At 37.6% G+C, this 13,843-nt stretch carries 11 protein-coding genes and 3 pseudogenes; 11 read left to right on the top strand and 3 right to left on the bottom strand.

What is annotated here, in order from left to right:
* Nucleotides 1-2: 2 nt before the first annotated feature.
* The gene (locus tag NSQ61_RS08365) at nt 3-242 is read left to right on the top strand and encodes a hypothetical protein (protein ID WP_063389320.1); all 240 of its coding nucleotides are present in this window, start codon (nt 3-5) and stop codon (nt 240-242) included.
* Between the two features lie 189 nt (nt 243-431).
* Here the strand turns inward: NSQ61_RS08365 and NSQ61_RS20260 are convergent, their stop codons facing one another.
* Nucleotides 432-680, bottom strand: a complete 249-nt coding sequence (locus NSQ61_RS20260) for a transposase (RefSeq protein ID WP_445206421.1) — start codon at nt 678-680, stop codon at nt 432-434.
* A gap of 1,560 nt (nt 681-2,240) precedes the next feature.
* Here NSQ61_RS20260 and NSQ61_RS08360 point away from each other — a divergent pair.
* From NSQ61_RS08360 to NSQ61_RS08350, 3 genes and pseudogenes are all read left to right on the top strand, one after another.
* Complete coding sequence (locus NSQ61_RS08360) at nt 2,241-3,218, top strand: S8 family serine peptidase (protein WP_311067158.1); 978 nt, start codon at nt 2,241-2,243, stop codon at nt 3,216-3,218.
* A gap of 71 nt (nt 3,219-3,289) precedes the next feature.
* Entirely contained in the window at nt 3,290-4,099 is an 810-nt protein-coding gene (locus NSQ61_RS08355; RefSeq protein WP_340806717.1) for a hypothetical protein, read from the top strand.
* A gap of 125 nt (nt 4,100-4,224) precedes the next feature.
* Nucleotides 4,225-4,956: pseudogene (locus tag NSQ61_RS08350) on the top strand (IS110 family transposase); the annotation flags it as partial.
* Nucleotides 4,957-5,492: 536 nt separating this feature from the next.
* Here the strand turns inward: NSQ61_RS08350 and NSQ61_RS08345 are convergent.
* A complete protein-coding gene (locus NSQ61_RS08345; RefSeq protein WP_188392300.1) occupies nt 5,493-5,921 on the bottom strand; it encodes a hypothetical protein in 429 nt (142 codons plus the stop codon).
* Nucleotides 5,922-6,101: 180 nt separating this feature from the next.
* Nucleotides 6,102-6,212, bottom strand: a pseudogene (locus NSQ61_RS20255) (ISNCY family transposase); the annotation flags it as partial.
* Between the two features lie 417 nt (nt 6,213-6,629).
* Between NSQ61_RS20255 and NSQ61_RS08340 the strand changes: the two are divergent.
* From NSQ61_RS08340 to abbA, 7 genes and pseudogenes are all read left to right on the top strand, one after another.
* Complete coding sequence (locus NSQ61_RS08340; RefSeq protein ID WP_340806713.1) at nt 6,630-6,959, top strand: hypothetical protein; 330 nt, start codon at nt 6,630-6,632, stop codon at nt 6,957-6,959.
* A gap of 197 nt (nt 6,960-7,156) precedes the next feature.
* Nucleotides 7,157-8,201: pseudogene (locus NSQ61_RS08335) on the top strand (IS30 family transposase).
* Between the two features lie 515 nt (nt 8,202-8,716).
* Nucleotides 8,717-9,562, top strand: coding sequence for an ABC transporter ATP-binding protein (locus NSQ61_RS08330; protein WP_066247988.1), 846 nt, complete (start codon nt 8,717-8,719; stop codon nt 9,560-9,562).
* Nucleotides 9,513-10,430: an iron-hydroxamate ABC transporter substrate-binding protein gene (locus tag NSQ61_RS08325; RefSeq protein WP_066247990.1), complete on the top strand. Its 918-nt coding sequence runs from the start codon at nt 9,513-9,515 to the stop codon at nt 10,428-10,430. Before NSQ61_RS08330 ends, NSQ61_RS08325 begins: the two co-directional genes overlap by 50 nt.
* An 83-nt stretch (nt 10,431-10,513) precedes the next feature.
* A complete protein-coding gene (locus NSQ61_RS08320; RefSeq protein ID WP_066247992.1) occupies nt 10,514-11,518 on the top strand; it encodes a FecCD family ABC transporter permease in 1,005 nt (334 codons plus the stop codon).
* Nucleotides 11,515-12,531, top strand: a complete 1,017-nt coding sequence (locus NSQ61_RS08315) for a FecCD family ABC transporter permease (RefSeq protein WP_445659448.1) — start codon at nt 11,515-11,517, stop codon at nt 12,529-12,531. The genes NSQ61_RS08320 and NSQ61_RS08315 overlap by 4 nt, the downstream gene beginning before the upstream one ends.
* A gap of 1,031 nt (nt 12,532-13,562) precedes the next feature.
* On the top strand, nt 13,563-13,754 hold the full coding sequence (gene abbA / locus NSQ61_RS08310; protein ID WP_066247994.1) for an antirepressor AbbA: 192 nt from the start codon (nt 13,563-13,565) through the stop codon (nt 13,752-13,754).
* The last annotated feature ends 89 nt before the right edge of the window (nt 13,755-13,843 follow it).

Raw genomic sequence — 13,843 nt, 5'->3', positions numbered from 1 at the left:
TTATGCAATTTACGAATTTGATCATCGGCGGTGTTTTTTTGTTAGTTTTGCTTGTCGGCCTGTTTTATACGTTACAAGTGGGCAGACAGATGGAAAAAAGGCAAAGCGAGTATGATACAGAAGTAAGCGAAAAAGTTGAAAAGCGCCCGTATATTCGAAATCCGATTTTTATTGCTTATATCGTGCTGATTGCATTTGCGCTTTTTTATATTTTTTATATTAGCTTTTCAACTACTTGGTAGGGGGCTGTTCGATAAGTCCCTAAAATGAAGCAAGTGGAGAAAAACAATGCGTTTCTCTCCACTTGCTTTTATATTTTTTCGATTTTATCTGAAAGTAGCTGTCGGATTTTCAGTATGTTGTGGGCTAAAGCGCAATCCCAAACTCGACATGTACTTTGTCGAGCCCCCCAAAAAATATCTGTGGAAAGATCAATTGCCCTTGATGTGACCGAACGCACTTTCTGCTACGACTTTGCTCCGAGCGTAGATCGCTTTCTCTTCACATTCAAGGACTGCTTTGGCCTTTGCTTTCATTTCTTCGAAAATCATATTCCATTGAGCTTGTCGGTTGCCTTTTACTTTTGTGCACTTTGCTTTTAATGGGCAATCGGTACAATCTTCACATTCGTATTTTTTGAAGCTTTGTTCATAACCAGACGGATTCTTTTGTTTTGATATTTTTTAAATGTCACTTTTCTTCCATTTGGGTAGATAAAACAATCATCCTCTTCACAATAGGCCTCGTTTTTGGCATTTTTAATGTCTTTTTTGTATGTACGTGTTTGTTCTTTCATAAGGAATCAGAAATTCAAACCGGGGCTCTTTCTCATCACCAACTGCATATACATAGTTTTCTTCACTACCATATCCTGCATCCGCAATAACTGTTTGGGGCATCGGTAATGAAGTGGACGCTAGCTTCACCAAATGTGAGATAAAGCAACGCGTATCGGTTGGTAGTTGATGATGAATGGGATAAAACAAGATAAACTGATTCTCTGTCCCGATTTGCACATTACTGCATGTATTTTGAATTCTTTATCAAAACGTCTAGCCATTATAGACACTCCCTATGATTGATAGATTTACTGTACATTTCTCTATTCGTTGTGTCTATAATCTGGACTAACATCAATTGGAATACTGGACGGGTAGAAATTTTATCATCACTACCAATTTCCATTTTTGGATCGTAAGGGACTCCATACTCGGAAAGTACACGATCCATAAGAACCTTTTGCTCATGAAGGGGGTTCTCTCCTGTTTCGTTCTCTTTCTTTGATATGTTTATATTGACATTTTTTTCTACTCGTTATTAAAATAGAATTGGAAAATATGTAAATTTAAACATAATATATAAATAAATGACAATATTGTAATTTAATATAAATATCTTTATTTGTGAAAGATCAATCTCAAAAATAAAATAAATCACTAGCGTTACATAAATTTAATTCGAAAATTCCGAATTGAAAAAAATCATAAAAAATCCTTTATAATGGATGGTACAGGTGGCCCCTGTCCAAATCCAATATAAAGGATGAAGCCTATGGACATGGATACAATATTTTCTTCATTTGGTAAATGGGTCACTCCTCTCAATTCTGTCAAATTTACACAAATAATTGAAGAGACGAAAAAAATAACCATAAAATCGCATTTACTTTTGTTTTTACATGCTCAACTTTAACAACGAGAAGGACTGTGCGCCATCACCGATGATGCGTTACTGGATGATTTTCAGCGAGAATTAGGATTGACTTCTATTAATGCTTCACAACTTTCCCGAAAACATCGCCAAATAAAACCCGAATGACTGCAGAAATCTTTCTGGATTTAGTGAATCAAATCCGTCAGATGTCCACGAACTCCTCCAGTCAGGTGAATGGCTTGAAAATTGTGGATTCCACGACCATTTCACTGAATCTGAAAGAATATCAGATGTTAGGAAAATTTAGAGAAAACGTGAGAATTTAAAGAAAATTAAAATTTAAAATGGAAGGTTTGATTGTTATAGAAAAATTTTCTTTGTGGTGGAAAAATTACCATGGATATATGATCGTCCCTTTTTTTGGAATGGGATTAATAGTTTTATTTAGACATGAAGAATTACCAAGTTTTATTAATATATCTTTCATATTATTCACTGGTTATATTATTTTTTATATCGTCAGCTTTATAAAGAATGAATTGTTGAAAGATAAGTAGAATACTAAACAACTTGAAAGGAGGGTATATATGGCTAAAAAAAAATGTTTTTTAATTTTTTTATTAGCCTTTCTCTTGACCGGTTGTGTTTTAAATTCAAATAGCTCCAAAGAAGAAGTACATAATAATTCCACTGAAGTTTTGAGTTTACCCAATTCTACTGGTAATCCCTCTCAACATAATGAAAAAAGTTGTAATTGGGGATATGAATTAATCATGAATGGCCATTCTCCAGCAGAAAAGGATCAAAAAAAAGTATCAATAGCTATCCTCGATAGCGGCATTAATCAAACTCACATAGAATTACAAGGAAAAATTATAGATTCTTTCAACACGGTTGAAAGTGAAAATCATGAAGATTTTTTGAATCACGGAACAGCAGTAGCAGCCATTATTGCAGGTGAAAATAAAGAGAAAGGTATTTGTGGCATTTTTCCTACAGCTTTAATATATGATGTGAGAATTCTGGATAAAAACGGAAATGGGAATGTTGATAATCTTGTTGAAGGATTGGAATGGGCTATAGAACAAGATGTTGATATTATTAACATTAGTGTGGGAACGTCTGAGTCTAATCCGAAATTAGAAAAGGCTGTAAATGAAGCAAATAAAAAGGGAATTATTATTATTGCATCTAGCGGAAATAAATACGGTCTGAGTGCTGACTACCCTGCAAAATATGATTCCGTCATTTCTGTTGGTTCCATTGGTGAGGACTTAAAAAAATCTGTATTTGGGGCTTCTGGAAAAGTTGACTTTGTTGCACCTGGTGAGGATATTAAATCAATAGATAATAATGGAGAATACGTGTTATATAGCGGAACTTCATTTTCAACAGCATTTGTTACAGGGGTTGTAGCTAATCTACTTTCCCAAAATTCTTATCCTGATAATAAAACAAAGTTCACTCAAGTATATTCAGATTTGAAATCTATGTCTGTATTGCCTTCGCAAACTGAAAACGTTAGTAAATTTTATGGAAATGGAATTGTGAAATTTAAAAAATAAGTAAAGGGGTTAGGATTAATGATAAAGACTAGATATTTCTCCAAACTTTTAATATTATTATGATATTAAACTTGGTATTATCTTTTGCTATATCACCTGTGTCTGCAGAAGAGCCTAGACAAGTTACTGATAATTTAGAAAATATTGTGAAAAATATACCTGAAGACATTGAAGTTAACGGAGAATTATTTGAGAACGCAAAGATAAAAGTTATTCATGAAGAAGATACAACTACCTTTGAAACAATCGTTGAAGTGACGGAAGAAGTATCAACAGAGGTTAAATTGGAAGTTCAACAAGGTACTGATAACATTTTACTTCACGAAAAAACCGTTGAGGGAAATACAATCATTGAAGATACTACATACTCCGCAGAAATTTTAGTCGAAGATAATAATCTGCTGAAAGTTGAATTTACAGATTTAACAACAGGAGAGACTTATACCCTTGATAATTTTGGAGAAGTCAGTGCTTCATTTGCACCGGCCATTCCAATAGGTATCGGTATTGGCAGTTGGCTATTATCCCACTTGATTTCTATTGGTGCTGCTATAACAATATTAGGGACAACATTTATTTTATTTACTAAGGCAAAGAAGTCTAGAAAATTCGAGCACTTTAAAGCCACTATCTATAACGGTAAATTATATATAGGTAATGGGGTAGGATATGCTTCTGCCGTTAATTGGTCTAAAAAAGGCAAAGGTCATGATACTTGGTCTACATCTAAATCGGCTGCTAAAAAAGTTGCCAGAGGTGTGAGAAATGGTTTAAAACCTGTGGGGCCTGAAATAGATAGTAACCGAAAAGGAAAGTTTTATCATTATCACCCTTATGGTAGATCTCCAAGTGTGCATGCATTCTATGGGAATCCTCAATAAGTTAATCAAGGAGCATTCCTGTAATGAAGAAATTTGAGGTTTGAAACAAAAAGAGCCCTCTTGGTATAGTACAGGGTATCAATGCATTGACCCCGAATTAATAAGTTACCAAGGAGGACTCAACAATGAATTATACTCAAAATCGAAAAATCTCGCAAATCACACCATCAACATTAATAATCGGCATTGATATTGCCAAAGACAAACACGTGGCACGGGCACAAGACGATCGAGGAATTGAATTTGGAAAACGCTTGATCTTTGAAAATCGCATACATGGTTTCCAAATGCTTTTAGATTGGGTGAATCGACACCAACAAGAAAATGATAAGAACCATGTGATTTTTGGGGTTGAACCAACCGGACCTTACTGGTTAAATCTCGCTTATTTTCTTACCGCAAAGGGCTATGACTTTGTGCTAGTCAATCCGATGCATGTAAAGAAAAGCAAAGAGCTTGATGACAACTCTCCAACAAAAAACGATACAAAAGACGCCAGAGTGATTGCACAGCTGATAAAAGACGGCCGATACTCCGTACCAAATCTCTTAGACGGTATTTACGCGGAACTAAGAGAAGGCGTCAAAATAAGAGATCAGCTCACTCAACAGCTTGCCATCACAGAAGGACGTATTCAAAATTTGATTCAACTTCAAAATTTGATTCAACGTTATTTTCCGGAGTTTTTCGATGTTTTCGGAGATTGGAAAGGAAAAGCAGCTTTTTGCACGCTAAAACTGTTTCCATTTCCTTCTCAAACGAAAGAAATGACACCTGAAGAGGTTCTCTCAAAATGGAAGCCATTTGTACAACGAGCAGTTGGAATGAAGCGAGCAACGAAACTAGTAGAAACGGCCAATATCCGGAAAGTGACCATCAAATCATTAAGATGTGGAATGATATTGAAGAAGGAGAAAGAATCAACATCATAATTTACAAGAAAAAATTTTAAAAAGTCCATGAGTGGATGTACGCTTCAAAGAGAATGTCAGCGTTTGATTTTTGATTAAGGAACTTGTTATCCTTTTAGGTGTAGAAAGTTCAGCCCCAAACAGTCCAGAATTTCAAAAGTATTTAGAATTACTTCAAGAACTGAATAAAATTTAGATTGTACTGCTCCTAAGCTTGGTAACGGCCAAAGCTCAGGAGCAGTTTTTATAAGTAAGAACATTTCTCTTTCAAATTTGTATCCCAACTAGACACATATTAGGTCCCCTCTCAGGGTTTTAATTATACAAAGAATACTTGGGAGATCGATCCCTTGTCGTTAGCAACGGATAAGACATCCAAGTTTTTTGATGGAAGATCTACACACTAGGAATAAGTAAACTAAAATTCATTTTACCCATAATAACAAAATGCAACTGTTCGTAAATTCATCGGTCTAATCAACTTAGAACTCCGGAATCTTCTTGATCGTCAGCAATTCACCATGATGTAGAGCGAGTTGTTTAGGATTCGATAATTGATTCAATAAGAGTTTTCTCCGTTCTACAATTTTTAAAGGGTGTCGGTGTGTATTTAAAATGTGAGCAATTTGAATGGTACATGTCTTATAGTAACTGCATACGTCGAGAATATATTTATGAAGCAGTGGCAATCCAAAATCATCATATGCTTCTAAAGTTTCAGGATCACACAAACCATAAACAATTTCAATTTGCACGGGATAATCGAATCCATCTACTTTTTCATCACTTTCTGTTAAGTCAAGAGTTTGATCAAGAGCTATTTTACTCTCATTTAAATTAATAAAACCACTTTTAGAGTATATACCTGATGGTAGTTTAATATCTGAGGCAAGGTAATAATAATATGTCATAGAAAACCCCTCTCATTTAATGACTTTATCTGTATTTGCGCTAGATAAATTAATTCGGGTCGCAAAACGTCCACAACCTTAAACAGTAGAAGGTATTTTAGGAGCTGGCAAGCCTTTTTTTATGCCATTAAGCTCTGCACTTTTCGTTGCAGAACTCTGTATTTTTATTTTGCACTAAACAACATAAGGTGCTTCTGGTAAAGAAAGTTGGTCAATGTACTGAAATAAAGCCTGTAAAAGAGGATCGATTTCTCTAGACAGTGCATGTTTGATGACAATATTGGAAATCATGATAGTGTCCACCCCTTGGAAATGTGTTTTCTAGTCACTGTATATGATTTCCAAGTTGGTGGATTTTTTGCGTCATTTATGCATGGATTATGCGTTTTGCAACACCTTCAATAATTGAGTCCCTCTTGCTTTCCTTTTAATTTCTTGAGATATTCATTAAATTCTTACGAGATATTCTAGTTACCAGAAGTAAAATTACACATAAGAATAAACTAGTAAAAGTAACGACATTGTTTATAATTTCATTGTCTCCAAACGTATTGAAAATACCACTAATTGCTATTAATAATAGGGCAACAATAATTGAATATTTAGTCATAATAACCCTCTCATTATCTATTATAATACAAAATATAAATATTTACAAATTAGGTTAATTATGTTATTTTGATTAGATAAAAAAAGGGGGTTATTCAAATGAAGTTTTATACCAAGTTAGTAGTTTCACTTCTATGTTTAACATTATTTACATCTATGAGCCGATCAAGCTTTGCAGAAGCCAAAGCTAATGACACGCAGAGTGAATTGGGATTAACTTCTGAATTAGATCAAGAGTTTATTAACGATTCAGATATTGAGGAAGGTCTTGAAGACGCTTTAAAAGTTCTTTCTGCTATTGAAAGTCTGCCTTATAATGTTATATCAGAAGGACCAGAGGCCATTGTTGAATGGCTAAACAATTTGGCGAATCGCACTTTCGAGTTGATTGAGCCAGTCTACATTCGGTATACTTTTAGACATAGGTAGGGTTCTCCTTTCTCTGGAATGTGTTGTTGGTCAAATCAGAGAATACCCTACCTTTTTTCTTTAGGTCTAGCAAAATCTTTTACACAAACTTTTATACATCATCTTGTGCAAACAGCATATTACTACGATTTATGCAATTTCCCAAAAAATTAAGGATAAGTATGAAAAAATATTCAAAGTACACTAAAAATGAAATAATGCAAAGGAGAACAAAAGTTTCCATTCTATCACATTTTAAACATCTGACATCCTTTGACCGCGGAAAGATCGCTGCGCTGCGTGCAGAGGGAAAGTCCATGCAAGCCATTGCTGATGCAGTAGGCTGCCATAAAAGCACGATCTCCCGGGAATTGAAGCGAGGCACGGTTGCCCAAATGAAAACAGATGGTAAAAAGTTTGAAGCTTATTTTCCAGATACAGGCCAGTAATCTACGAGAAAAATAGGAAATCCTGTGGTGCCAAGTATAAATTAGATAACGCTATGGAATTCATCCAGTTTGTCGAGGCAAAGATCCTTCAAGAAGGATGGTCACCCGATGGCGTCTCTGGTTATGCCAAACGCCATGGACTATTTGAAGGAAACAGCGTTTGCACCAAAACCCTTGACAACTATATTGATATGAACCTTCTGGGCGTTAAAAATATTGACTTGCCCATGAAAGTCCGGCTAAACACCAAGAAGCAGCGTTCCCGTCAAAACCAAAAGGTTCTAGGCAAGAGTATTGAAGAACGTCCCCGGCTGAAGTGGCTGATCGCCAGGAATTCGGTCACTGGGAGATCGATACGGTCATTGGCAAAAAATCAAATGATCAAGCCCTATTGACTCTTACGGAGCGCAAAACACGCCATGAGATCATCATAAGAGTCAATGCCAAAGACGCTCCATCCATCCGTGGGGCCGTTTACGATTTGAAGAAGAAGTATGGTGAGCAGTTCACAAAGATATTCAAAACCATTACGGATGACAATGGCTCTGAATTCGCCGACCTTAGTAAAATCGTTGAAAAAGATGAGACTAAAAATCTATTTCACCCACCCCATACCTCCTGTGAAAGGGGTACGAATGAGCGCCACAATGGACTAATACGCCGTTTCATTCCAAAAGGGAAAGCCATTTCCGCTGTCTCCGATCAAACCATTTCCTATGCAGAAACATGGTGTAATCAACTTCCACGGTGGATTCTAGGATATAAAACACCTCAAGAATGCTTGGAGGAGGAGTTGGCTCTGTTGGCCTCTTGATATTTAAACAGGGGGATCCGATAGGAAAGTGGTTAGCAACTTGACATGGAGCCTCTGCGGGCATGATTCCTTAGCCGAGAAGCCAGATGTCACAACATCGGCATCGCCTAACAAGGCTATCATGCCCGCCACTCCAAGTGATGTTGCCCGAAGTTCCCCATTTTATTTAATCATAGGTTTTCTGGCTTTTTATTAAGTGTTGCATTTAATATTGCAATTTACGGAAATTTTGTTTTGAAAAATTTTTTATAAAAAGTGTTGACATCGATATTGATAATCATTATCATTATAAATGTAAGACGAAGTAGTTCACAGACGTCTTGAAGTGAAACATCGCGGCTAAACCCCCGCTCCCCCTTTGTTACACATTCGGACGAGAAACCCGGCTTTGGAGGCCGGGTTTCTTCTTTCTTTTAAAAAAAATGATAATTGACAAGGAGAAAGGGTGGTATTATATTATATTTGTATAAGAAAATGATAATCATTATCAATTTGGAATAAATTGGAGGTTTTCCATGATCCGCCTATACACAGATCGTTTACAAATTTCCTATGGCAATCGACTGATTGTGAAAGATATGAAAATTGAAATTCCAGATAAAAAAATTACAACGATAATCGGTTCCAACGGCTGTGGAAAATCCACTTTGTTGAAAGCGATAACTCGGATTATTCCGCACCAATCCGGTCGAATTATTCTTGATGGCGAGAGTATTTTAAAGCAGGATACGAAAGAACTGGCGAAAAAAATGGCCATACTTCCTCAATCACCAGAAAGTCCAGCCGGCCTTACCGTTGGAGAGCTTGTATCTTACGGCCGCTACCCATATCAAAAAGGCTTCGGCAGATTAACAAAAAAAGATCTTGAGGTCATAAACTGGGCTTTAGAAGTTACGAAAACGGCCGATTTTAAACACCAGCCAGTCAATGCGCTGTCAGGCGGTCAAAGACAGCGTGTCTGGATAGCGATGGCGCTCGCTCAAGAAACGGACATCATCTTTTTGGATGAACCGACCACTTATTTAGATATGGCGCATCAGCTTGAAGTACTAGAGCTTCTACAGCAGTTAAACAAAGAGCAGGGGCGGACAATCGTCATGGTGCTTCATGATATCAATCAAGCAGCTCGTTTTGCCGATTATATTATAGCGTTGAAAGACGGACAAATTATCAAAGCCGGGACGAGTGACGAAGTAATCGACTGCAACGTGCTGAAAGAAGTATTTCAAATTGATGCTGTAATAGGACGGGATCCCCGAACAGATAAACCAATATGCATCACGTACAATCTAATAAAAGGAGAAGAAAAACATGAAAAAACGTCTTATTCCAATTCTGTTCTTGTTGGTTCTCATAGTTAGCGCTTGTGGTAATAAAAAGGAAGACAGCGCTGAAAAGAAAGAAGAAAAACCTGAAACGATTACATATCAATCGGAAAACGGTCCTGTTGAAGTCCCGGCTAATCCTAAAAGAGTCGTTGTTCTCTCGTCATTTGCCGGAGATGTGATGTCTTTAGGAGTAAATCTCGTTGGTGTTGATTCATGGTCAAAAATGAATCCGCGCTGGAAAGACAAATTGAAAGATGTTGCAGAAGTATCTGATGAAGATTTAGAAAAAATCATTGAACTAAATCCGGATTTAATCATCGGATTATCGACGATTAAAAATGTAGATAAACTGAAAAAGATAGCGCCTACTGTTACGTTTACTTATGGAAAAGTCGATTATTTAACACAGCATATAGAAATCGGCAAGCTTTTAAATAAGGAAAAAGAAGCAAGAGAATGGGTCGAGGATTTCAAAAAAAGAGCTGAAGAAACAGGAGAAGAAATTCGCGCGAAAATTGGGGAAGATGCAACTGTTTCAGTCATTGAAAGTTTTGATAAGCAATTATATGTGTTTGGGAACAACTGGGGAAGAGGAACAGAAATTTTATACCAAGCCATGAAGCTAAAAATGCCTAAAAAAGTGGAAGAGAAAGCTTTAAAACAAGGTTATTATGCTTTATCGACTGAAGTGCTTCCGGATTTTGCAGGGGATTATTTGATCGTCAGTAAGTATTCGGATGCTGATAACTCTTTCCAAGAAACAGATACTTATAAAAACATACCGGCTGTCAAAAACAATCGCGTGTTTGAAGTAAATGCTAATGAATTTTATTTCAATGATCGACTGACATTGGAATATCAGCTTGAATTCTTTCGAGAAAAATTTCTTGGAAAAAAATAAATAATTAGAAGAAGAGAAATTCAGCAGGCATGAATTTCTCTTCTTTCCATCTATAAAATAGAAAAATAGAAGAGATGAGATGTATGCTAAAAAATGATTCCGCTTCATTTTTCTTTAAATTCATATTCGCAGTCATTTTGCTGATTGGTTCGTTTTTTTTAGCGATGGTGTTTGGAGCGGCAGACACTAGTGTAAAAGATGTTTGGCTGGCGCTAACGACAGATGCGGCTGGTAAGACGATTGATATGATTCGGGAAATTCGTCTTCCGCGCGAAGTCGGCGCTATTTTTGTCGGCGCTTCTTTATCAGTAGCCGGAGCAATCATGCAAGGATTGACTCGCAATCCATTAGCAGATCCAGGATTATTAGGGCTGACAGCCGGAGCAAATGCTGCACTCGCTTTGACAATTGCCCTTTTTCCAAACGCAAATTACTTTAGTATGACCATTGCGTGCTTTATTGGAGCAGCAGCTGGCGCCTTTTTAGTTTTTGGAATCGGTGCGGTAAAAAAAGGAAGGATTTCTCCTTTTCAAATCGTTTTAGCGGGGGCTGCTGTGTCTGCTTTTCTTTTTGCCGTCGCGGAAGGAATCAGCTTATATTTTAATATTTACAAAAATGTTTCGATGTGGACAGCTGGAGGACTTGTCGGTGCAACATGGAAACAGCTCAAGATCCTCATACCGATTGCTCTCGTTGGGATCACCATTTCTCTTTTTTTCTCAAGGCAGCTGACCATTGTAAGTTTAAATGAAGAAGTGGCAGTCGGGTTAGGACAAAAAACGGCACAAATAAAAATGGTGCTGTTTATCATCATTATATTGCTTACTGGTGCATCTGTAGCCCTTGTTGGGAATATGGCATTTATCGGTTTAATGGTTCCGCATATCGTCCGTTCGGTCGTAGGGGCCGATTATCGTTATATTCTCCCAATGTCTGCGATATTCGGCGCCTGCTTTTTATTAATCGCTGATACGCTTGCCAGAACGATTAATGCTCCTTACGAAACACCGGTGGCGGCCATTGTTTCCTTTTTAGGTTTGCCTTTCTTCCTGTTCATTGTGCAAAAAAGGGGGAAAGCTATCACATGATCATACATCCGGCAATTGTAAAAAAGCAGCGGCTGATCATACTTGTTCTGATTCTTTTAATTGCTGCAACGGCCATCATCGGAATGGGATTAGGCACCTCCTCCGTCTCGATGAATCGCTTGCTTCCAACTATTCTCGGCCACGGGACGTTTAAAGAGGAGTTCGTTTTATTTTCCGTCCGCTTGCCGCGGATCATTGTGACCTTATTGGCAGGAATGGCTTTGGCGGTTTCCGGGGCGATTTTTCAAGATATTACTAGAAACGATTTGGCTGAGCCGGGGATCATTGGGATTAATGCCGGAGCAGGAGTAGCTATTGCAGTGTTCTTTTTATTTTTTCCAATTGATGTCGGCTCATTTGTGTATTTACTGCCAGTCGCAGCTTTTATCGGCGCTCTTTTAACGGCAGGGGCTATTTACGTTTTTTCTTATGATCGAAATGCCGGTTTAAACCCCGTTCGATTAGTCCTTATCGGTGTCGGCTTCGCCATGGCTTTATCAGGAACCATGATCGTCATTATTTCTTCTGCAGAACGGCAAAAAGTTGATTTTATCGCCAAATGGCTGGCAGGGAACGTTTGGGGGGCAGATTGGCCGTTTATTTTGGCAATTTTACCTTGGATTGTCATTTTGATTTCGTTTATTGCTTTCAGAGCTCAACAATTAAATTTATTAAGTTTAAACGATCCTACTGCTGTCGGGGTTGGCTTGAAGATTGAGAGGGAGCGAATTACGCTTCTATTGGCTGCTGTCGGGCTTGCCGCAGCTGCGGTTTCTGTAACGGGAGGTGTAGCGTTTATCGGTCTTTTGGCACCCCATTTAGCACGGTTACTGATTGGTCCCCGCAATCAACTTTATCTTCCGATTGCGATTTTGTTGGGAGGGTGGCTTCTACTACTAGCCGATACAATCGGGCGAAACATCGCACTTCCCGACGGCATCCCAGCGGGCATTATGACAGCTTTAATCGGGGCGCCCTACTTTATCTATATTTTATTGAAAAAATCATCATGATCGAGGCACATTTCGTTTAGAAAAGAATGAGGAAAGGAATAAAATAGCTGATAGTAATTTAGAAATCTTCCATTACTCCTATGTGTCGGCTGGCTGTTCATCCTTTTTTAGCTAGACGGCATCTATTTGCTTACATGATACTCGTAATACATCTGGCTGGAAGTAAGACAAATTGATGCCTTATTTAATAAAAATTGGGCGGCAGGAGGGCTGAGATCTCCCTCCGCCGTTCCTGCCTTTGTCAGTGTGAAAAAGTTTGCCTCATAGACTCTCTTTAAATGCTCATTTTTTAGCAGAATTCAAGAAGTTTGGCAGTTGATCGAACATTTTACTGAAGGTAATGACAGCTTCTTTTTCTTCTTCGTTTTATGTGCAGCCTTTCATAAAGAGTATTTTTGTCTCCAAGAGCTTCAACCGTGATGATTTAAAATTGAACATTTTTCCCACCTAATGACGCATTGATTAGCATCTTTCAACTCTTTGTCCTAATTCGAGCTGTCTGACGTACAAAATGACCGGAAATACAGCTCTACATGATCTTTTGCTCTAGTTCAACTATTTTTGAGAAAGTTTGGCTGGCTTCATTGTTCGCTTCCGCCTCAAAGATTATTGAGCAATGGGTCCATGTTTCCCATTTCATTTCAATCAAATCTTTTCATATAACAGGAAGAGCATACGGTTTCAAAGGGGAGAAGCCCTCGCATCAGTTCCAACACTTTATTGGCGAAGAAACGTATCTATCATTTAGAATCAGTGTAAATAAACACAATTGCCGGAGCCAGAGGAACTGAATGCAGCGGTTCGAACGGTGATGTCATTTAATCGACTTGGTTAATTAAACAAAAAACAATCTGCACATGCTCCAGCTTCGGGCTTCTGATTCGATTTCCAGCTTCTTGTAATTGAAAGCTGCGAAAAAAGGAATATTATTTTTCATGATGTAAGCAAATTTCGACATAATTTTAAAGCTGCTCATTATATGTTATGGTTAGGATGTTTTTTAAAATGAAGGCACTGGAGGATGAATAACGATGCGAGCTGTTCAACCGGTATTGTCTCTAGAAGAAAAGCAATTGCTTGTCGCAATTTTGTTTCGCAACCATTTTGCGATTGAATTGGTTGTGAGCGAAATCAATGATATTGAATGCGGAAAAAAAGAGTTTGATTTATGTACATACAAAAAATTAGTGGAGCTTTATGACAAAATCCGTTCGCATACGTAACCTGTATCCTTGTGAGGACCAGTTTTTGAGTATGAGAGGCATCTGAACGATGCTCTTTGCAAGAGCATCGCTTTTCGCAGAAATGTAAG

The organism is Aeribacillus sp. FSL K6-1121 (genome assembly GCF_038003725.1).
GTDB classification, from domain to species: domain Bacteria; phylum Bacillota; class Bacilli; order Bacillales; family Aeribacillaceae; genus Aeribacillus; species Aeribacillus composti.
Note: the sequence above shows the minus strand (reverse complement) of the source record. Positions and strands in the feature narration are given on the sequence as shown.

Bases quoted from the DNA above. Each gene is read 5' to 3' on its own strand.
- abbA (WP_066247994.1), top strand. From the start codon at position 13,563: ATGCGAGCTGTTCAACCGGTATTGTCTCTAGAAGAAAAGCAATTGCTT.
- NSQ61_RS08325 (WP_066247990.1), top strand. From the start codon at position 9,513: ATGAAAAAACGTCTTATTCCAATTCTGTTCTTGTTGGTTCTCATAGTT.
- NSQ61_RS08360 (WP_311067158.1), top strand. From the start codon at position 2,241: ATGGCTAAAAAAAAATGTTTTTTAATTTTTTTATTAGCCTTTCTCTTG.
- NSQ61_RS08320 (WP_066247992.1), top strand. From the start codon at position 10,514: ATGCTAAAAAATGATTCCGCTTCATTTTTCTTTAAATTCATATTCGCA.
- NSQ61_RS08315 (WP_445659448.1), top strand. From the start codon at position 11,515: ATGATCATACATCCGGCAATTGTAAAAAAGCAGCGGCTGATCATACTT.
- NSQ61_RS08365 (WP_063389320.1), top strand. From the start codon at position 3: ATGCAATTTACGAATTTGATCATCGGCGGTGTTTTTTTGTTAGTTTTG.
- NSQ61_RS08345 (WP_188392300.1), bottom strand. From the start codon at position 5,921: ATGACATATTATTATTACCTTGCCTCAGATATTAAACTACCATCAGGT.
- NSQ61_RS08330 (WP_066247988.1), top strand. From the start codon at position 8,717: ATGATCCGCCTATACACAGATCGTTTACAAATTTCCTATGGCAATCGA.
- NSQ61_RS08340 (WP_340806713.1), top strand. From the start codon at position 6,630: ATGAAGTTTTATACCAAGTTAGTAGTTTCACTTCTATGTTTAACATTA.